This is a genomic window from Achromobacter sp. 413638, from assembly GCF_043119405.1.
In the GTDB taxonomy this organism is placed as follows: domain Bacteria; phylum Pseudomonadota; class Gammaproteobacteria; order Burkholderiales; family Burkholderiaceae_B; genus Achromobacter.
In genome coordinates this window covers 1-17,571 of the sequence record NZ_JBICCO010000066.1, presented here as the reverse complement: position 1 = coordinate 17,571, position 17,571 = coordinate 1, and the positions used below count along the sequence as shown (strand labels likewise).

The window sequence follows — 17,571 nt, the reverse complement described above, 5'->3', positions numbered from 1 at the left end:
CGGCCTGACATGGCCGGTCACAGCCTGCCGCCGCTCAAGGCGCTGCGGGTATTCGAGGCGGCCGCCCGGCTGCGCAGCTTCACGGCCGCCGCCGATGAACTGAGCATCACGCACAGCGCGGTCAGCCAGCAGATCCGCATCCTCGAGGACCATGTGGGGCAGCCCCTGTTCGCGCGCGAGGCGCGCGGCGTGGCGCTGCTGCCCTGCGCCCAGGCCTATTTCCCGGAAGTGCAGGCCAGCCTGGAGCGCATCGCCGCCGCCACCGCCAAGCTGCGTGCACCGGGATTTACCGGCACGCTGCGGGTCTGCGCCACGCCGTCGCTGACCATGAAGTGGCTGATTCCGCGCTTGTCCGGCTTCCAGGCGCTGCATCCGGGCATCGATGTTCAGCTGACCACGCAGGGCCGTTCTTTCCTGGACCGGGGCGGCGACGCCGGCAGCGACGTGCTGCTGCGCCATGGCTACATGGCGCACGCCGAGCTGAGCTGCGTGCATTGCCTGGACGATTTCCATGTGCCGGTGGCTTCGCCGCGCTTCATCGAGCGCAACCGGCTGGCCGCGCCGGCCGACTGTCTGGGCCATCCGCTGCTGAAGGTCGCGGGCGGCATGGACTACTGGCCGCGCTGGTTCGCGCTGGCCAAGGTCGACGTGCCCGCGCAATTGCCCGGGCCGGTGTTCGACCATCACTTCCTCTGCATGCAGGCCGCCATGAACGACCTGGGCATCGCGCTGGCGCCGTGGTGCCTGCTGCAGGACGACATCGCCGCTGACCGGCTGCGTCCGCTGTTCGCGCAGCCGCAGCTGCCCAACGCCGGCATCCATGCGCTGTACCGTCCCGACGGGCCGGCGGCGGCGGCCGCGCAACGATTCATCCACTGGCTGTGCGGGCAGGGGACCGAGCCGTCCCGTGGCGCATAGCGCAAGCAAGGAAATCCTCATGTCCGAACCCTTCGACCCGACCGCGAATTGCGCCTATCCCGGCCTGAGCCTGCGCCGCCCCTGGACGCCGGCGCCGCTGTCGGCCTACCGCGTCATCGCCTTCGACATGGACTCGACGCTGGTCGCCATTGAAACGCTGGACGAGATGGCCGCGCTGATGGGGCGCGGCGCCGAGGTGGCGGCGATCACCGAGGCCGCGATGCGCGGAGAGATCAGCGACTACAAGCAAAGCCTGCGCGAGCGGGTGGCGCTGCTTGCCGGCATGCCGCAGGCGCTGGCGGACCAGGTCTATGACGAACGCCTCACCCTCAACCCTGGCGCCGAGGAACTGATCGGCGCCTGCAAGCGCGCCGGCCTCTACTGCCTGCTGGCGACCGGTGGCTTCACCTGCTATACCGACCGGCTGCGCCAGCGCCTGGGGCTGGACGACGTGCGCGCCAACGTGCTGGAGACGCGCGACGGCAGGCTCACCGGCCGGCTGTTGCCGCAGCCCTGGGGCGACATCTGCGACGGCGAGGAAAAGAAGAACAAGCTGCTGGAGGTCTGCGCGCGGCTGGGCGTGGCGCCCGAGCAGGCGATCGCCGTGGGCGACGGCGCCAACGACCTGCCCATGATGCGGGCGGCGGGGCTGTCGGTGGGTTTCCATCCCAAGCCGGCGGTGCGGCGCGAGGCCGACGTGACCATCGAGGCAGGCGGGCTGGACCGCCTGCTGCAACTCTTCACGCCGGGCTAGCGGGGTGCGCGGCCCGGGCAAGCGCCGGGCCGGCGCGGTTCAGGCCAGTCCGTCGATGCGCGCGTGCGGATTGACCGGCGCTTCGTAGTCCACGCCCTCGACCTCGAAGCCGAACAGGCGCAGGAAGTCGGACTTGTAGCCGGCGAAGTCCGTCAATGCGTTGATGTTGGCGGTCTCGACCTGGTTCCACAGTTCCTGCACGCGCGCCTGCACGGCGGGCGCCAGTTCCCAGTCGTCCACGCGCAGCCGGCCTTCCTCGTCCCGCAGCGGCGCGGGGCCGCAGATGCCATCGCGGTACAGGCGGTAGACCTGTTCGATGCAGCCCTCGTGCGTGCCTTCGGCCTTCATGACCTTGAACAGCAGCGACAGGTACAGCGGCATCATGGGGATGGCCGAGCTGGCCTGCGTGACCACGGCCTTGAGCACCGACACGCGGGCGTCGCCGCCGCGCGCCGCCAGCTTGGCGCGGATGTCCAGCACCTTGCGGTCCAGGTCCTTCTTGGCCGCGCCGATGGAGCCGTTCCAGTAGATGTCGTGGGTGATGCGCTCGCCCAGGTAGGTGAAGGCCGTGGTGGTGGCGCCCTCGGCCAGCACGCCGGCTTCGAGCAGCGCGTCGATCCACATCTGCCAGTCCTCGCCACCCATCACGGCGACGGTGGCGTCGATTTCGTCCTGCGTCGCCGGTTCCAGCGTGGATTCGCGCACGACCTCGCGGTCGGTATCCAGGCCGCGCAGCGTGACGGAGCGGCCCACGGGCTTGAGCACCGAGGTGTAGACCTTGCCGTCGCGCGGATGGCTGCGGCGCGGCGCGGCCAGGCTGTATACCACCTGGTCGACCTGGCCCAGGTCGGCGCGGATGGCCTCGATGACCTGGCGCTTGATCTCGTCGGAGAAGGCATCGCCGTTGATGCTGCGGGCGTACAGGCCCTCGGCCTGGGCGAACTGGTGGAAGGCGGCGCTGTTGTGCCAGCCAGGCGTGCCCGGCTTGGATGGCTCGGACGGGCGCTCGAAGAACACGCCCAGGGTCTGCGCGCCGCCCGCGAAGGCCGCGCTGATGCGCGCGGCCAGGCCGTAGCCGGTGGACGCGCCGATCACCAGCACGCGCTTGGGCGCGCCGGCGATGGGACCCTGCTTGCGCACGTAGTCGATCTGCTGGCGCACATTGGCCTCGCAGCCGGCGGGATGGGTGGTCACGCAGATGAAACCGCGCACGCGGGGCTTGATGACCAGGCGCACGCCGTCCTGGGCGGGCGCGTTATCGGGCGGGGATTGGACCATGCGGGGCCTCAAGTCTGGAATCCGGCGCGGGGCCGGCGGGTCGGAAGCGAAAATGCGACGGGCATTGTACGGGAGCCGGGCCCGGGGCGGCCAGTTGACGGGATGCCGGCGGCTTGCTAGTACGGGGCTAGCGGGCGGCGGCCCGGCCGCGCCGCCATTCCACCAGGCCGATGCCCATGCCGCTGGCGCAGATCACGGCGATGCCCAGCCAGGTCAGCGGGTCCGGGAAATGGCCCCAGACCAGCCAGCCCACGGTGGTGGCGCTGATGATCTGCAGGTAGATGAACGGCGCCAGCGTCGAGGCCGGCGCGCGCCGGTACGCGGCGATCTGGAACAGGTGGCCCAGGCCGCCTGTGATGCCGGTGGAGATCAGCAGGCTCCAGTCCAGCAGGGACAGCTCGCGCAGCACCGGCAGCGCGGGCGGCAGGATGAAGGGCAGGGCCAGGGTCAGGCAGGCGGTGCCGACGGCGCCGCTCCAGATCAGCGAGGTGAACGGGTCGTCGCCGGCCACGCGGCGGGTGGCGATGAACTGGGCGGCGAAGCAACAGGCGGTGAGCAGCCCGAACACGGTGCCGGTGGGATCCAGGCCGCCGCCGGGCCGGATCACGATGATGACGCCGACGAAGGCGATGCCGGCCGCCACGAAGCGCGACAGCCGAGCCGGCTCCTTCAGGATCCAGGGCGCAAGCGACAGCACCAGCAGCGGCGCCAGGAAGTTGATGGCGGTGGCCTCGGCCTGGGGGATGTAGCTCAGCGTGGTGAAGAACATGAGCGTGGCCAGGAACATCGAGGCGCCGCGCACCAGCTGCTCGCGCGGCCGCACGCTGCGCAGCACGCCCAGGCCGCGCGCCGGCAGCACCAGGGCCAGCACCAGCACCAGGTGCACGGCATAGCGGAACCAGGACAGCAGCAGCAACGGCACGCCTGCGTTCATGACCCACTTGCCGCTGGCGTCCAGACAGGACAGCGTCCACATGGACAGGACCAGCAGCAGCACGCCGATCAAAGGTCCGCGGGTGGCGGGCGCGGCGGGGCGCGGGCGACCGGTAGCGGCCGGGGTCATGGACAACTCCTGTGGGGGACGGTTGGGCGGCTGACATGATACGCTCATCGCGCCAGACGGATAGGGCCATGATCGAATTACGCAACGTCGAGACTTTTTTCTGGGTCGCCACCCTGGGCAGCTTCCGGGCCGCCGCGGACAAACTCAACACCACACAGCCCGCGGTATCGCAGCGCATCGCCTCGCTCGAGGCCGACCTGGGCGTGCGGCTGTTCGAGCGCGAGGCGCGCGGCGTCAAGCTCACCGGCAAGGGCCACGAACTGCTGTCGCATGCCGAACGCATGCTGCAGGTGCGCCGCGACATGTTCGAGGCCGCGCGCGAGCAGAACGTCATGTCCGGCACCGTGCGCATCGGCGTGGCCGAGACCATCGTGCAGACCTGGCTGCCCACGCTCATCGAACTGGTGCACACCGCCTATCCGGCGCTGGTGCTGGAGATCGAGGTCGACACCACGCACGTGCTGCGCCCGCATCTGCTGTCGCGGCAGATCGACCTGGCCTTCCTGATGGGGCCTGTGCTGGAGGCGCGGGTCGAGAACCTGCCGCTGTGCACCTATCCGCTGGCCTGGGTCGCCAATCCGCAGCTGGACCTGGGGCCGGAGCCGGTGACGCTGGAGCGCATCGCGCGGCTGCCCATCATCACCTATCCGTCCAACAGCGCGCCGTACCGCGTGGTGCGCGACATGCTCACGCGCGCCGGCGTGGCCGCGCCGCGTATGTACGGCAGCGCATCCATGTCCATGATGGTGCGCATGACCGAGGACTGCATCGGCACCAGCGTCATCGCGCCGGTGTTCCTGGGCAAGGAACTGGCGCGCGGCGAGCTGCGCATTCTGCGGGTCGAGGCCGATCCGCTGCCCGAGCTGAGTTTCACCGCGAGCTGGGTGCAGGGTCCGGACAGCCATGCGGTGCGCCTGATCGCGCAGATGGCGCAGAAAGTGGCCGCGCAGGCCACCGATGGAACGCTGGCGGGCTAATCAGACCGGGCCGGCGGCCCTAGGTGTTTTCCCGTGGACAGGCGCGGCCCAGGCGCGCCGCGCGGCCATCGCGCGATATTGCCGTTGGGCTGCAAAGCCGCGCCAGCACTGGGTTTGCGGGTAATAAGCCAGCTGTCGCGCGCCAGACCAAAGAAATATTTATACCTCGGCATCGCAACATACGATTGGACGCTGCGCGTCCCGGACGGTGCAATGCCGCCACATCGATAACGAGCGCCCGTAAAGGCGGCGCGGGGATAGCGGGGAAGGGCAGCGGACGGGTTCCGGGCGGCGGCGAAGCCAGGCTTCGCGCGCCGCGGCGGAACCGGACCGAGGCGGTTCCGGCGGCCCCGCATACAGCCACGGGGCCGGCGCTCGCGATTCGCGTTCCGCATTCGCGGCCGCGCGCAGCCAGGGCCAACGGGGACCCGCGCGCGGCAGACATTCCCGCAGCCAGGAGCTTGATCCATGAAGAAAACCCTCGTATGCGCCGCCATGGCGGCCGGCCTGCTGGCCGGCGCCGCCCACGCCCAGGACCTGCCCAAGACGCAGCTGAAGGTCGTCGGCGGCCTGTCGAACCTGACGGCCTACAACGATTACGAAAAGCCTTTCTGGACCAAGACCATTCCCGAGCTGTCCAAGGGCCAGGTAACGGCCGACATCAAGGGCTTCAATGAAATGGGCCTGAAGGGTCCGGAGCTGCTGCGCCTGATGTCGCAGGGCGTGATCGAGTTCGGCACCGCCACGCTGTCGTACTTCGCCAGCGACAACCCCATCAACGAAGCCATCGACCTGGCCGGCCTGGCGCCGGACGCGCAGACCGCGCGCGCCGTCACCAATGCCTTCGAGCCGGTCTATGCGCGCCTGTACGGCGAGGGCAACAACGTCAAGCTGCTGGGCATTTCCACCTATCCGGCCCAGGTGCTGTTCTGCAACGCCGAAATCAAGGGCCTGGCCGACCTGAAGGGCAAGAAGGTCCGCACCAGCAGCCGCACCACCGCCGAGTTCGTCGAGGCGCTGGGCGGCTCCAGCGTCACCATGGCCTTCGGCGAAGTGGTGCCGGCGCTGCAGAACAAGGTGGTGGATTGCGCCATCACCGGCTCGCTGTCCGGCTATTCGGCCAAGTGGTACGAAGTTTCCACGCACCTGTACGCGCTGCCGATCAACTGGAACCAGCAGATCCACGCCGTCAACCAGAAGGCCTGGGACAAGCTGGATCCAGCCGTGCGCAGCTTCCTGCAGGCCAATGTGAAGACGCTGGTCGACAACATCTGGGACGCCGCCGCGCGCCAGACCCAGGAAGGCTATGACTGCAATACCGGCGCCGCCGCCTGCCCGTATCCGGTCAAGGGCAAGATGGTGCTGGTGCAGCCGTCCGAGGCCGACCGCGCCCTGCTCAAGAAGGTCACGCAGGAAGCCGTGCTGCCCAAGTGGGCCGCGCGCTGCTCGGCCCAGTGCGTCAAGGACTTCAACGCCACCGTCGGCAAGACGCTGGGCGTGACCGCCAGCAAGTGATGTCCCGCTTGCGATGTCCCGCAAGTGACATCGCGCAAGTGACGTCGCGAATGACGTCGAGCACGTAACCGGGACCGCGCGTCGCCGGCCCTCGCGGGCGGGGCGGCGCCGGCTCCCGGCGTTTCCACCCCCGGCGCCCCGCGCCGGGCGACCCCCTCGCGGAGTCAAGACCGATGACCTCTACCGAACATTTCCGCCTGCTCGGCGGGCTGCTGCGCCGCGCCGAAAGCTGCTCGCGCGTGGCCGTCTGGGCGGGCGGGGCGCTGACCATCGCCAGCGTCCTGCTCATTTCCTTCGACGTGCTGGCCCGCAAGTTCCTGGGCTTCACGACCGGCGGCGCCGACGAACTGTCGAGCTACGCCTTCGCCATCAGCACGTCCTGGGCGCTGGCCTTCGCCACGCTGCAGCGCGCCAACGTGCGCGTGGACGTGCTCTACCAATTCCTGCCGGTGCGGCTGTCGGCCGTGCTGGACTGGCTGTCGCTGGTGGCGCTGGCCGTCTTCATGGTGTTCCTGACCTATTACGCCTATGACATGGTGCAGACCTCCTGGGCGCAGAAGTCCGCCGCCAACACGCCCCTGGCCACGCCGCTGTGGATTCCGCAGGGTCTGTGGCTGCTGGGCCTGGCCTGGATGTGCCTGACGGTGGCGCTGATGCTGGCGCGCGCTTCGGCCGCGCTGGTCACGGGCGACATCGAACTGGTCAAGCAGATCTGCGGCGTACGTTCGGCGCAGGAAGAGGCCGATGAGGAAGCCGCCGCCGGCGAGCGCATGGTCAAGGGAGAAACCGCATGATCGCCACCGCCCTGATTCTTCTGCTGGTGCTGATCGGCCTGTCCATTCCCGTGGGCGCCGCCCTGGGCGTGCTGGGCCTGACGCTGGACCCGCTGTTCTCCATGCTGCCGCTGTCGCGCGCCATCGGCGAACTGTCGTGGAGTTCGAACAATGAATTCCTGCTGGTGGCGATTCCGCTGTTCATCATGCTGGGCGAGGTGCTGCTGCGCGCCGGCTTCGCCGAGCGCATGTACGGGGCGATGAGCCTGTGGCTGTCGTGGCTGCCGGGCGGGCTGATGCACGCCAACATCGGCGCGTCCACGCTGTTCTCGGCCACGTCCGGCTCCAGCGTGGCGACCGCCGCCACGGTGGGCACGGTGGCCATTCCGCAGATCCGCAAGTACGGCTACAACGAGCCGCTGTTCCTGGGCAGTCTGGCCGCCGGCGGCACGCTCGGCATCCTGATCCCGCCGTCCATCAACCTGGTCATCTACGGCGTGCTGACCAACTCGTCCGTGCCCAAGCTGTACCTGGCCGGCATCATCCCGGGCTTCGCCATGGCGGCGCTGTTCATGCTGACGGTCGTGATCGCCTGCGTGGCCAAGCCGTCCTGGGGGGGCAAGAAGATCCACGCGACCTGGGGCCAGCGCATGGCCAGCCTGGTCCATCTGGCGCCGCCGCTGGGCATCTTCCTGCTGGTGGTGGGTTCGATCTACGCCGGCCTGGCCACGCCGACCGAGGCCGCCGCGCTGGGCGTGCTGGGCGCGCTGGTGCTGGCCGCCTGGTACCGGCGCCTGACCTGGAACATGTTGCGCGAGGCGGTGGAAGGCACCATGCGCTCCACGGCCATGATCATGCTGATCGTGATCGCCGCCAGCTTCCTGAACTTCGTCATGTCGGCCACCGGCCTGACCGACGCGTTGACCCAGTCCATCACCGGCCTGGGGCTGTCGCCGGGCTGGATGCTGCTGATCGTGATCGTGTTCTACCTGGTGCTGGGCTGCTTCATGGAGACGCTGTCCATGATGATCACGACGATTCCCATCGTCGCGCCCATCATGATCGGCCTGGGCTACGACCCGATCTGGCTGGGCATCGTCATCATCATCCTGGTCGAGGCCGCGCTGATCACGCCGCCCGTGGGCCTGAACCTGTTCGTGGTGCAGAGCCTGCGCAAGAGCGGTTCCATGGGCGCGGTCATCGTCGGCAGCCTGCCGTTCGTGCTGGCCATGGCCGTGATGCTGGCGCTGCTGGCATGGTGGCCGGACGTGGCGCTATGGCTGCCGCGCGCTTTCGGCTAGATACGCGCATTTCCCCTTGATTCCTCCCGGGCGGCGGCCCTGCCGCCCCGGGGTTCCCATCGCCCCGACGCGGGGCGGGCGCCCGCGCGGCGGGCCATCCCATTCATCATTCATTGGCAGGACAGACATGAAAGCCGTATTCCAGATCGAAGGTTCGAATCCCCGCCAGGTGGAAGTCGACTTCAACACCCTGATCGTCGCCGGCTGGGCCGGGCGCGACATGGCCGCCATCGAGCATCACATCGAGGAACTGGCGGCCATCGGCGTGCCGCGTCCCACCAGCGTGCCGCTGTACTACCGCATCGCCGACAACCAGCTGACCCAGGCCGACACGGTGCAGGCCGTGGGCGGCGACTCGTCCGGCGAGGTCGAGACCTTCGTGTTCGCCGTGGATGGCGAGATGTACGTCAGCATCGCCTCGGACCACACCGACCGCAAGCTGGAAACCTATAGCGTGGCGCTGTCCAAGCAGGTCTGCGTCAAGCCGGTGGCGCGCGCGGCCTGGCCGCTGGCCGACGTGGCCGGCCACTGGGACGAGCTGGTGATCCGCTCGTACATCGTCGAGAACGGCGAGCGCGTGCTGTACCAGGAAGGCCTGCTGGCCAGCCTGCGCACGCCCCAGGATTTGATCGCCGGCTACACCGGCGGCGCGGCGGTGCTGCCGGAAGGCGCCGGCATGACCTGCGGCACCGTGGGCGCCATCGGCGGCATTCGCCCTTCGGCCGACTTCAGCATGGAACTGTATGACCCGCGCCGTCAGCGCAGCCTGCGGCACCGGTATCATGTCGAGGAACTGCCGGTGGTGGCCTGAGGCCGGCCCGGATAGTCCCTGACACGTCTGTATTTCTCTCATGCCGCGCGGCGGCGCTTTGGATCGCTATGCCATTGACCTTGAATGAACTGACGACGGCCCTCGAAGAGGGCAGCACCACCTCCGTCCAGCTGACCGAACAGGCGCTGGCGCGCGCCACGGATCCGGCGGGCGAGGGCGCCCGCGCCTACACCCGGCTGTACGCCGAATCGGCGCTGGCCCAGGCGCGCGCCTCGGACACGCTGCGCGCGGCCGGGGTGGTCCGCTCGGCGGTGGAAGGCCTGCCCGTCAGCATCAAGGACCTGTTCGACGTCAAGGGAGAAACCACCATGGCCGGCTCGGTGGCGCGCGAAGGCGAGCCTGCCGCTGAGCACAACGCCGTGGTGGTGGACCGGCTGATCGCCGCCGGCGCGGTCATCGTCGGCCGCACCAACATGACCGAGTTCGCGTACTCGGGCCTGGGCATCAATCCGCACTACGGTACGCCGCTCAACCCCTGGGACCGCGCCACCGGCCGCATTCCGGGCGGTTCCTCTTCGGGCGCGGCGGTATCGGTGGCCGACGGCATGGCCGCCGCCGCCATTGGCTCGGACACCGGCGGCTCGGTGCGGATCCCGGCGGCGCTGTGCGGGCTGACGGGTTTCAAGCCCAGCGCCTGGCGCGTGTCCATGGCCGGCGTGCTGCCGCTGTCGGCCAACCTGGATTCCATCGGCCCCATCGCCGCCAGCGTGCGCTGCTGCGCCGAGCTGGACGCCATCCTGTCGGGCGACAACGAGCCGGCGCCCGCGCCGCTGCCGCTGCGCGGCCTGCGGCTGGCGGTGCCGGTCACGCTGGCGCTGGACGCCATGGACAAGCACGTGGCCGACACCTTCGCGCGCACATTGGCCCGGCTGGCCGAGGCCGGCGCGCTGATCGACGAGATCGAGGTGCCGGAATTCGCGGAACTGGGCGCCATCAATTCGAAGGGCGGCTTCACCGCGGCCGAGGCCTGGGCCTGGCACCGCGACCTGATCGCCCGCGCCGGCAAGCGCTATGACCCGCGCGTGGTGTCCCGCATCCTGCGCGGCAAGGACATGAGCGCCGCCGACTACCTGGACCTGCTCGACGCCCGCGAAGCCTGGGTGGCGGGCGTGGACCAGCGCATCGCCGGCTATGACGCGCTGATCCTGCCGACCACGCCCATCGTCGCGCCCGCGGTGGCCGACCTGGCTTCATCGGACGAAGCCTATTACGCGGCCAACGGCCTGATCCTACGCAATCCCACGCTGATCAACTTCCTGGATGGCTGCGCCCTGTCGCTGCCGTGCCAGGCGCCCGGCACGGCGCCGGTGGGCCTGATGATCGCCGGCGGCAACGGCGCCGACCGCCGCATCCTGGGCATCGGCCTGTCGGTCGAGGATCTGCTGGCCGTTCGCTGATCGCGAATCACGGCGCGGGCCTTGGGCGCGCGCCGTGCCGGCGCTAAGATGGCGGCTGTACCAGCCAGGGTCCGGACCCGATGATCGACCTGCGCAACATCGAGACGTTTTTCTGGGTGGCCACGCTGGGCGGCTTTCGCGCCGCCGCGGAAAAGCTCAGCGCCACCCAGCCCGCGATTTCCCAACGCATCGCCTCGCTCGAATCGGACCTGGGCGTGCGCCTGTTCGACCGCGACGTGCGTGGCATCAAGCTCACAGCCAAGGGGCGTGAACTGCTGTCCCACGCCGAGCGCATGCTGCAGATGCGGCGCGACATGCAGGAGGCCGCGCGCGCCAAGAGCGTGATGAGCGGCATGCTCAGGCTGGGCGTGTCCGAAACCATCGTCCATACCTGGTTGCCCAGGCTCATGGAGCACCTGCACGACGCCTATCCCGGGCTGATGGTGGAGATCCAGGTCGACACGACCACGGTGCTCAAGGCGCAGCTGGCCTCGCGCCAGATCGACCTGGCCTTCCTGCTCGGACCGATGGAAGAGCCGAGGGTCGAGAATCTGTACCTGTGCAATTACCCGCTCAGCTGGGTGGCCAGCCCCAAGCTCAAGGTCGGCCGCCAGCCGATCTCGCTCAGGCGGCTGGCCGAATGGCCCGTCATCACCTATCCCTCCACCACCGATCCGCACCGCGCGGCGCGGCAGATGCTGTTGCAGGCCGGTGTGGAGTCGCCTCGCATGTACGGCAGCTCGGCGCTCAGCGTGATCGTGCGCATGGCGCTGGACGGCATCGGCACGGCGCTGATCGCGCCGGTGATCCTGCGCCGCGAGCTGGCGCAGGGCGAGTTGCGGATCCTGGACGTGAAGGACGGCGAGGTGCCGCCGCTGCACTACACCGCCTGCTGGATGCAGGGGCCGGACAGCCAGGTGCCGCGCACCGTGGCCGAGGCGGCGCAGCAGATTGCGCGCGAGGAAGCGCAGCGCCATCCGGCATAACCCTGATAAGGATTTCTGATCGGGGTCTATCGCAACATGTGATTAGACGGACGCGGCGAGTTCCGGTGCAATGCTCCCCATACCAAACAAGCTTCAAGGGGATCAACATGAATGCAATCACCGTGGCGCGCGACAGTGTCGCGCTGGCCCGCCAGGCGCGGCTCGACGCCCGCAGCGGCCGGTTCACCGGCCCCACCGCCAACCTGGCGCCCGGCCATGTGCAGGCCAACCTGGCGATCCTGCCGCGCGCGCTGGCGGCCGACTTCCTGCATTTCTGCCAGCGCAATCCCAAGCCTTGTCCCTTGCTGGCCATGTCCGAGCCGGGTGATCCCTCGCTGCCGGAACTCGGGCAGGACATCGACATCCGCAGCGACATCCCGCGCTATCGCGTCTGGAAGCATGGCGAGCTGGTGGCCGAGCCCACCGACGTGCACGACTGGTGGCGCGACGACCTGGTGTCCTTCCTGATCGGCTGCTCGTTCTCGTTCGAGGAAGCCATGCTGGACAACGGCCTGCCTGTGCGTCACATCCAGCAGGGCTGCAACGTGCCCATGTACCGGACCAACGTGCCGACGCAGCGCGCCGGCGTGTTCGGCGGTCCCCTGGTCGTGTCCATGCGCCCCCTGAAGGCGGCGGACGCGATACGCGCCATCCAGGTCACTTCGCGTTTTCCCTCGGTGCATGGCGCGCCGGTGCATCTGGGTGATCCGTCCCTGATCGGTATCGCAGATATAGCCAAGCCCGACTACGGCGACGCGGTCGAGATCCTGCCGGGCGAGATTCCCGTGTTCTGGGCCTGCGGCGTCACGCCGCAGTCGGTGGTGGCTGCGGTCAAGCCGGAATTCTGCATCACCCACGCGCCGGGCCACATGCTGGTCACGGATCTGGTCAACAGCCAGATGGCGATACTTTGATATCTGAGCATAAGCCCCGCTAGCCAGCGGCGGCCTTAAGCGCTATTTTTGTTCTGCCTTCATAACGATCCATCAAAGGACAAGGGGAAAAGGCGACAACGAACGAGTGCCGGCATCTTCCGCGATCGCGGAGGAGGGCGTCTTGCCGCCGGACGAAACGTAACCAGGCGGGGCGTCCAGCCCCGTGCATGTTCAGCCATCAGGCTTATTCCGGGAGTTCAGTAATGAAGATGAAGCTCATTGCGGGTGTGGTCGCAAGTCTGGCCCTGTTGTCCGCCGTGCCGGCCTCGGCGCAGCAGAAGACCGTGCGCATCGGCGCGATCTATCCGCTGTCCGGCGCGCTGGCGTCCACCGGCGCCGAGATCAAGGCCGCGGTCGAGCTGGCCGTGGAGATCGTCAATAATCCGCATCCCGAACTGGAAGGCATCCCGCTGGCTGCCGGCAGCGGCTTGCCGGCACTGGGCGGGGCCAAGATCGAAGTGGTGTTCGGCGACTCCCAGGGCAAGCCGGAAGTCGGGCTGGCCGACGCCCAGCGCCTGATCGATCAGGAAAAGGTGGTGGCCCTGACCGGCGCCTACCAATCCGCCGTGACCAAGACCGCCAGCCGCATCGCCGAGCAGCGCGGCATTCCCTACCTGAACGGCGAGTCCAGCAGCCCGGACCTGACCGAGCGCGGCTACAAGTGGTTCTTCCGCACCTCGCCCAACGATGACACCTTCATCGAGAACATGATGCAGTTCCTGGACGGCGTGAAGGCCGTCCCGACCACCAAGATCGCCGTGGTGTACGAAAACACGGACTTCGGCGTGAATACCTACAAGGCGGTCGAGAAGTTCGCCAAGCAATACAAGCGCGAGGTCGTGGCCAATATCGCCTACAGCGCCGGTTCGGCCTCGGTCACGGCCGAGGTGCAGAAACTGTCGGCGGCCAAGCCCGACGTGGCGATCTTCGCCAGCTACACGTCCGACGCCATGCTGTTCGTGCGCACCATGCGCGAGAGCAAGTACGCGCCGCCGGTGCTGCTGGCCAACGACGCCGGCTTCATCGATTCACGCTTCGTGCAGGAAGTCGGGCCGCAGGTGCAGGGCGTGCTGTCGCGCGATGTCTGGGGCAACGACGTGGCCGCGGCCAAGGCGGGGCTCAAGAAGATCAACGACATGTACAAGGCCAAGACGGGCAAGGACCTGAACGGCAACAATGCGCGTTCCATGCAGGGCGTGCTGGTGCTGGCCGACGCCATCAACCGGGCCGGTTCCACCGATCCCGAGGCGATCCGCAAGGCGCTGGCCGCGACCGACCTGGGCGAATCGCAGGTGGCCATGCCCTGGGATGGCGTGAAGTTCGACGCCAAGGGGCAGAACACCAAGGGCGCCGGCCTGATCCTGGAACTGAAGGGCGCCGGCTACCAGACCGTGTGGCCGGAGAAGTACCGCTCGGACAAGAGCCTGCCCACGCTGCCGTTCAGCTGGAAATAAGCCGCATCACTTGCAAGCAGCGGCGGGCCGTCGCGCCCGCCGCAGGAGTCCCTCATGTTCGAAGCTCTCTCGGCAGGCCTGTTCAACGGCCTGATCTATGCCGCGGTGGCGGTGGGGCTGGCGCTGATCTGGGGCATCACCGACGTCATCAATTTCGCCCACGGCGAGTTCCTGATGCTCGGCATGTATGCCGCCTATTGGCTGTTCACCCTCGGTCATATCGATCCCACGATGTCCGCGCCGCTGGTCGCCATCGCGCTGGCCTTCGTCGGCTTCATGACCTACGCGCTCATCATCCGGCGGCTGCAGAAGGGGCCGGCCATGGCCATCATCCTGGCCACCTTCGGCCTGGGCCTGGTGCTGCGCCAGCTGGCCTTCATCGCCTTCAGCCCTGACTATCGCAGCCTGCCCGACACGCTGGTGTCCGGCAGCGTGTCGCTGGCCGGCGTCTCGCTGGGCCGTCCGCAGGTCGTCACCGGTCTGGTGGCGCTGCTGCTGGTGGCGGTGCTGTTCGTCCTGGTCTATCGCACGCGCTGGGGACACGCCCTGCAGGCGGTGGCGGAAGACCGCCAGGTGGCGGCGATGGTGGGCATATCGCCCGACCGCGTCAATGCCCAGGTCTGGATGCTGGGCAGCGCCGCGGTCGGCGTGGCGGGCGCGCTGCTGACCACGTTCTTCTACGTGTTTCCCTCGGTGGGCACGGTGTTCGGCCTGCTGGCCTTCGTGGCCGTGTGCATGGGCGGGTTCGGCTCCCTGCCGGGCGCGTTCATCGCCGGCATCCTGATCGGGATCATCGAGGCCATGACGGGCTACTTCGTCGCGCCGGCGCTGAAGACGGTGAGCGTGTTCATCCTGTTCATCCTGGTTCTCTGGTATCGGCCCAAGGGCCTGTTCGGACGGTGGTGAGATGGCGATGAACAAACCTGCTGATATTTCCACCTCGCCGAAATGGCCCTTGGCGGTGGCCGCGCTGCTGGCGCTTGGCCTGGCCCTGGTGCCCGCCGTGGTCACCGATTCCTTCACGCTGCAGGTGCTGCTGCTGGCGATCATGTTCGGCGCGCTGGGCGCGTGCTGGAACCTGGTCGGCGGCTTCCTGGGGCGGATCTCCTTCGGCCATGCCGTGTTCGTGGGCGTGGGCGGCTATACCACCTTGCTGCTGCTGCATCACCTGAAGCTCACGCCGTTGCTGGGCATCCCGCTGGGCGGGCTGATCAGCGCGGGCCTGGCCTGGCTGGTGGGCGGGCCGACGCTGCGCCTGTCGGGCCACTACTTCGCCATGGCCACCATCGCGCTGCTCCAGATCGGTCTGCTGCTGATGATCAACTGGGACTGGGCGGGCGGCGCCGTGGGGCTGGAGGCCCCGATCGGCGACGCGGCCTGGATGCTGCTGTTCCGCAGCAAGGTGCCGTACTACTGGATCGCCGTGGGCCTGGCGTTCCTGACGTTCTGCGCCACGTACTTCCTGGTGCATTCGAAGACCGGCTTCTACTGGCGCGCCATCAACGGCGACGAGGCCGCCGCGCGCAGCCTGGGCGTGGCCGCCGACCGCTATAAGATGCTGGCCTTCGTGCTGTCGGCCGGTATGACGGGCGTCTGGGGCGGATTCTTCGCCATGTACGTGGGCTTCATCGATCCGGAGTCCATGTTCAGCCTGACCATGTCGGTGCAGGTGGTGCTGGTGACGATCCTGGGCGGCGTGGGCACGCTGCTGGGTCCGTGGCTGGGGGCGGCCGTGCTGCTGCCCCTGTCGGAAGGCACGCGGGTGCTGTGGGGCAGCTCGGGCTTGGGCCTGGACCTGCTGATTTTCGGGCTGGCCATTCTGCTGGTCACCATGTTCCTGCCCGGTGGCCTGATTACCTTGAGGAAGCGCCATGGCTCTGCTGGACGTTGAGAATCTGACCAAGCGCTTCGGCGGCCTGGTGGCCAACAAGGACATCTCGCTGTCGGTGCAGGCCGGCGAGATCGTCGCCATCATCGGGCCGAACGGCGCGGGCAAGAGCACCCTGTTCAATGGCCTGGTCGGCCACCACCAGCCCACCTCGGGCTCGGTGGTGTTCGACGGCCAGTCCATGGTCGGCAAGCGCCCCGAGCAGGTGGCGGCGATGGGGCTGGTGCGGACCTATCAGATCCCGCGCAGCTTCGGCCAGATGACGGTGCTGGAGAACGCCATGGTGGGCGCCTTGCTGCGTCATCCCCGGCTGCCGGACGCGCGCCGCGAATCCATGAAGGTGCTGGAGCTGGTGGGGCTGGCGGACCGCGCCGGCGTCAGGGCCGCCGAGCTGAACGTGGCCGGCCAGAAGCGCGTGGAGCTGGCGCGGGCGCTGGCCACCGAGCCTCGCATGCTGTTGCTGGACGAGGTCGCCGGCGGCCTGAATCCGGCCGAGGCCATCGCGCTGGCCGAGATCCTGCGCGGCATCCACGCGGCGGGGGTTACGCTGATCATCGTCGAACACGTGCTGGAAGTGGTGATGCGGCTGGCGCAGCGCGTGCTGGTGCTGAATTTCGGACAGATGATCGCCGAGGGCGCGCCGCAGGACATCGTGCGCGACCCGGCCGTCATCGAAGCCTACCTGGGGAGGAAGCACCGTGCATGAGGCGATGCTGAAGATCGAGAACCTGAGCGTGTCCTATGGCGGCGTGCAGGCGGTGCGGGAGATTTCCCTGGAAGTGCGTCCCGGCGAGATCGCCGCGCTACTCGGCGCCAACGGCGCCGGCAAGTCCAGCACGCTGCTGGCCACCGTGGGCTCGGTCAAGCCCAAGGCCGGCCGCGTCATCTTCGAGGGACGGGACATCACGGGCACGCCGCCCGACCGGCTGGTGACGCAGGGGATCGCCATGATCCCCGAGGGCGCGCGCGTGTTCGCGCGCCAGCCGGTGGAGCAGAACCTGCGGCTGGGCGCCTACACGGTGCGCGACGAGCGGGTCTATCGCGAGCGGCTGGAGCAGGTCTATGGCCTGTTTCCGCGTCTGAAGGAACGGCGCGAGCAGCTGGCGGGCACCATGTCGGGCGGCGAGCGCCAGATGCTGGCCATCGGCCGCGCGCTGATGAGCGGCCCCAGGCTGTTGCTGATCGACGAGCCCAGCCTGGGCCTGTCGCCGCTGCTGGTCGAGCAGGTGTTCGACGCGCTGGCCGCGCTCAATCGCGACCATGGCCTGTCGGTGCTGCTGGTCGAGCAGAATATGACGCAGGCGCTGGAGGTGGCGGCGCGCGCCTATGTGATGCAGAGCGGGCGGGTGGCGCTGTCCGGTTCGGCGGCGGAGCTGGCGGCGTCGGACGAGGTGCGCAAGGCGTATCTGGGGATGTGAAGGCGAGGGCGGCGTGAGCCGCTTTCCGGTCCGGCCACCCGCTCATCGGGCGGGTGGCGGGATGGCGTCAGGGCAAAGAAAA

17 protein-coding genes are annotated in these 17,571 nt (G+C 68.6%); 15 read left to right on the top strand and 2 right to left on the bottom strand.

Features of this window, described 5'->3' with window-relative positions; genetic code table 11:
* Positions 1-9 precede the first annotated feature (9 nt).
* A complete protein-coding gene (locus ACEU5R_RS22880; RefSeq protein ID WP_392411869.1) occupies positions 10-918 on the top strand; it encodes a LysR substrate-binding domain-containing protein in 909 nt (302 codons plus the stop codon).
* 19 nt (positions 919-937) lie between these two features.
* Complete coding sequence (gene serB / locus ACEU5R_RS22875; RefSeq protein ID WP_392411868.1) at positions 938-1,672, top strand: phosphoserine phosphatase SerB; 735 nt, start codon at positions 938-940, stop codon at positions 1,670-1,672.
* A 39-nt stretch (positions 1,673-1,711) separates the two neighbouring features.
* Here the strand turns inward: serB and fabV are convergent, their stop codons facing one another.
* A complete protein-coding gene (fabV, locus tag ACEU5R_RS22870) occupies positions 1,712-2,902 on the bottom strand; it encodes an enoyl-ACP reductase FabV (protein WP_392411892.1) in 1,191 nt (396 codons plus the stop codon).
* A 175-nt stretch (positions 2,903-3,077) separates the two neighbouring features.
* Positions 3,078-4,013, bottom strand: a complete 936-nt coding sequence (locus ACEU5R_RS22865) for a DMT family transporter (RefSeq protein WP_103274570.1) — start codon at positions 4,011-4,013, stop codon at positions 3,078-3,080.
* Between the two features lie 68 nt (positions 4,014-4,081).
* Here ACEU5R_RS22865 and ACEU5R_RS22860 point away from each other — a divergent pair, with 68 nt between their 5' ends.
* From ACEU5R_RS22860 to ACEU5R_RS22800, 13 genes are all read left to right on the top strand, one after another.
* Entirely contained in the window at positions 4,082-4,990 is a 909-nt protein-coding gene (locus ACEU5R_RS22860; RefSeq protein WP_392411866.1) for a LysR family transcriptional regulator, read from the top strand.
* Between the two features lie 468 nt (positions 4,991-5,458).
* Positions 5,459-6,505 carry a TRAP transporter substrate-binding protein gene (locus tag ACEU5R_RS22855; protein ID WP_392411864.1) on the top strand — a complete coding sequence of 349 codons (1,047 nt, stop codon included), beginning with the start codon at positions 5,459-5,461 and terminating at the stop codon, positions 6,503-6,505.
* 173 nt (positions 6,506-6,678) lie between these two features.
* Positions 6,679-7,299 carry a TRAP transporter small permease subunit gene (locus ACEU5R_RS22850; protein WP_392411862.1) on the top strand — a complete coding sequence of 207 codons (621 nt, stop codon included), beginning with the start codon at positions 6,679-6,681 and terminating at the stop codon, positions 7,297-7,299.
* Positions 7,296-8,579 (top strand): TRAP transporter large permease, encoded by a 1,284-nt coding sequence (locus ACEU5R_RS22845; RefSeq protein WP_103274566.1) that lies wholly within the window; start codon positions 7,296-7,298, stop codon positions 8,577-8,579. The genes ACEU5R_RS22850 and ACEU5R_RS22845 overlap by 4 nt, the downstream gene beginning before the upstream one ends.
* A 127-nt stretch (positions 8,580-8,706) precedes the next feature.
* Complete coding sequence (locus ACEU5R_RS22840; RefSeq protein ID WP_392411860.1) at positions 8,707-9,390, top strand: DUF2848 domain-containing protein; 684 nt, start codon at positions 8,707-8,709, stop codon at positions 9,388-9,390.
* Between the two features lie 68 nt (positions 9,391-9,458).
* The gene (locus ACEU5R_RS22835; RefSeq protein ID WP_103274564.1) at positions 9,459-10,808 is read left to right on the top strand and encodes an amidase; all 1,350 of its coding nucleotides are present in this window, start codon (positions 9,459-9,461) and stop codon (positions 10,806-10,808) included.
* A gap of 80 nt (positions 10,809-10,888) precedes the next feature.
* Positions 10,889-11,794: a LysR family transcriptional regulator gene (locus ACEU5R_RS22830; RefSeq protein WP_103274563.1), complete on the top strand. Its 906-nt coding sequence runs from the start codon at positions 10,889-10,891 to the stop codon at positions 11,792-11,794.
* A gap of 107 nt (positions 11,795-11,901) precedes the next feature.
* Positions 11,902-12,708 carry a putative hydro-lyase gene (locus tag ACEU5R_RS22825; RefSeq protein ID WP_103274562.1) on the top strand — a complete coding sequence of 269 codons (807 nt, stop codon included), beginning with the start codon at positions 11,902-11,904 and terminating at the stop codon, positions 12,706-12,708.
* A gap of 224 nt (positions 12,709-12,932) precedes the next feature.
* A complete protein-coding gene (locus ACEU5R_RS22820) occupies positions 12,933-14,183 on the top strand; it encodes an ABC transporter substrate-binding protein (RefSeq protein ID WP_103274561.1) in 1,251 nt (416 codons plus the stop codon).
* A 54-nt stretch (positions 14,184-14,237) separates the two neighbouring features.
* Complete coding sequence (locus ACEU5R_RS22815) at positions 14,238-15,089, top strand: branched-chain amino acid ABC transporter permease (protein WP_392411857.1); 852 nt, start codon at positions 14,238-14,240, stop codon at positions 15,087-15,089.
* Positions 15,090-15,096: 7 nt separating this feature from the next.
* Complete coding sequence (locus tag ACEU5R_RS22810) at positions 15,097-16,074, top strand: branched-chain amino acid ABC transporter permease (RefSeq protein ID WP_392411855.1); 978 nt, start codon at positions 15,097-15,099, stop codon at positions 16,072-16,074.
* Positions 16,055-16,777, top strand: a complete 723-nt coding sequence (locus tag ACEU5R_RS22805; protein ID WP_392411853.1) for an ABC transporter ATP-binding protein — start codon at positions 16,055-16,057, stop codon at positions 16,775-16,777. Before ACEU5R_RS22810 ends, ACEU5R_RS22805 begins: the two co-directional genes overlap by 20 nt.
* A 4-nt stretch (positions 16,778-16,781) precedes the next feature.
* Positions 16,782-17,489: an ABC transporter ATP-binding protein gene (locus tag ACEU5R_RS22800; RefSeq protein WP_103274557.1), complete on the top strand. Its 708-nt coding sequence runs from the start codon at positions 16,782-16,784 to the stop codon at positions 17,487-17,489.
* The last annotated feature ends 82 nt before the right edge of the window (positions 17,490-17,571 follow it).

Excerpts from the sequence above, each read along its gene's own strand:
- ACEU5R_RS22880 (WP_392411869.1), top strand. The coding sequence starts at position 10 with ATGGCCGGTCACAGCCTGCCGCCGCTCAAGGCGCTGCGGGTATTCGAG.
- serB (WP_392411868.1), top strand. The coding sequence starts at position 938 with ATGTCCGAACCCTTCGACCCGACCGCGAATTGCGCCTATCCCGGCCTG.
- ACEU5R_RS22865 (WP_103274570.1), bottom strand. The coding sequence starts at position 4,013 with ATGACCCCGGCCGCTACCGGTCGCCCGCGCCCCGCCGCGCCCGCCACC.
- ACEU5R_RS22860 (WP_392411866.1), top strand. The coding sequence starts at position 4,082 with ATGATCGAATTACGCAACGTCGAGACTTTTTTCTGGGTCGCCACCCTG.
- ACEU5R_RS22855 (WP_392411864.1), top strand. The coding sequence starts at position 5,459 with ATGAAGAAAACCCTCGTATGCGCCGCCATGGCGGCCGGCCTGCTGGCC.
- ACEU5R_RS22850 (WP_392411862.1), top strand. The coding sequence starts at position 6,679 with ATGACCTCTACCGAACATTTCCGCCTGCTCGGCGGGCTGCTGCGCCGC.
- ACEU5R_RS22845 (WP_103274566.1), top strand. The coding sequence starts at position 7,296 with ATGATCGCCACCGCCCTGATTCTTCTGCTGGTGCTGATCGGCCTGTCC.
- ACEU5R_RS22840 (WP_392411860.1), top strand. The coding sequence starts at position 8,707 with ATGAAAGCCGTATTCCAGATCGAAGGTTCGAATCCCCGCCAGGTGGAA.
- ACEU5R_RS22835 (WP_103274564.1), top strand. The coding sequence starts at position 9,459 with ATGCCATTGACCTTGAATGAACTGACGACGGCCCTCGAAGAGGGCAGC.
- ACEU5R_RS22830 (WP_103274563.1), top strand. The coding sequence starts at position 10,889 with ATGATCGACCTGCGCAACATCGAGACGTTTTTCTGGGTGGCCACGCTG.
- ACEU5R_RS22825 (WP_103274562.1), top strand. The coding sequence starts at position 11,902 with ATGAATGCAATCACCGTGGCGCGCGACAGTGTCGCGCTGGCCCGCCAG.
- ACEU5R_RS22820 (WP_103274561.1), top strand. The coding sequence starts at position 12,933 with ATGAAGATGAAGCTCATTGCGGGTGTGGTCGCAAGTCTGGCCCTGTTG.
- ACEU5R_RS22815 (WP_392411857.1), top strand. The coding sequence starts at position 14,238 with ATGTTCGAAGCTCTCTCGGCAGGCCTGTTCAACGGCCTGATCTATGCC.
- ACEU5R_RS22810 (WP_392411855.1), top strand. The coding sequence starts at position 15,097 with ATGAACAAACCTGCTGATATTTCCACCTCGCCGAAATGGCCCTTGGCG.
- ACEU5R_RS22805 (WP_392411853.1), top strand. The coding sequence starts at position 16,055 with ATGGCTCTGCTGGACGTTGAGAATCTGACCAAGCGCTTCGGCGGCCTG.
- ACEU5R_RS22800 (WP_103274557.1), top strand. The coding sequence starts at position 16,782 with ATGCTGAAGATCGAGAACCTGAGCGTGTCCTATGGCGGCGTGCAGGCG.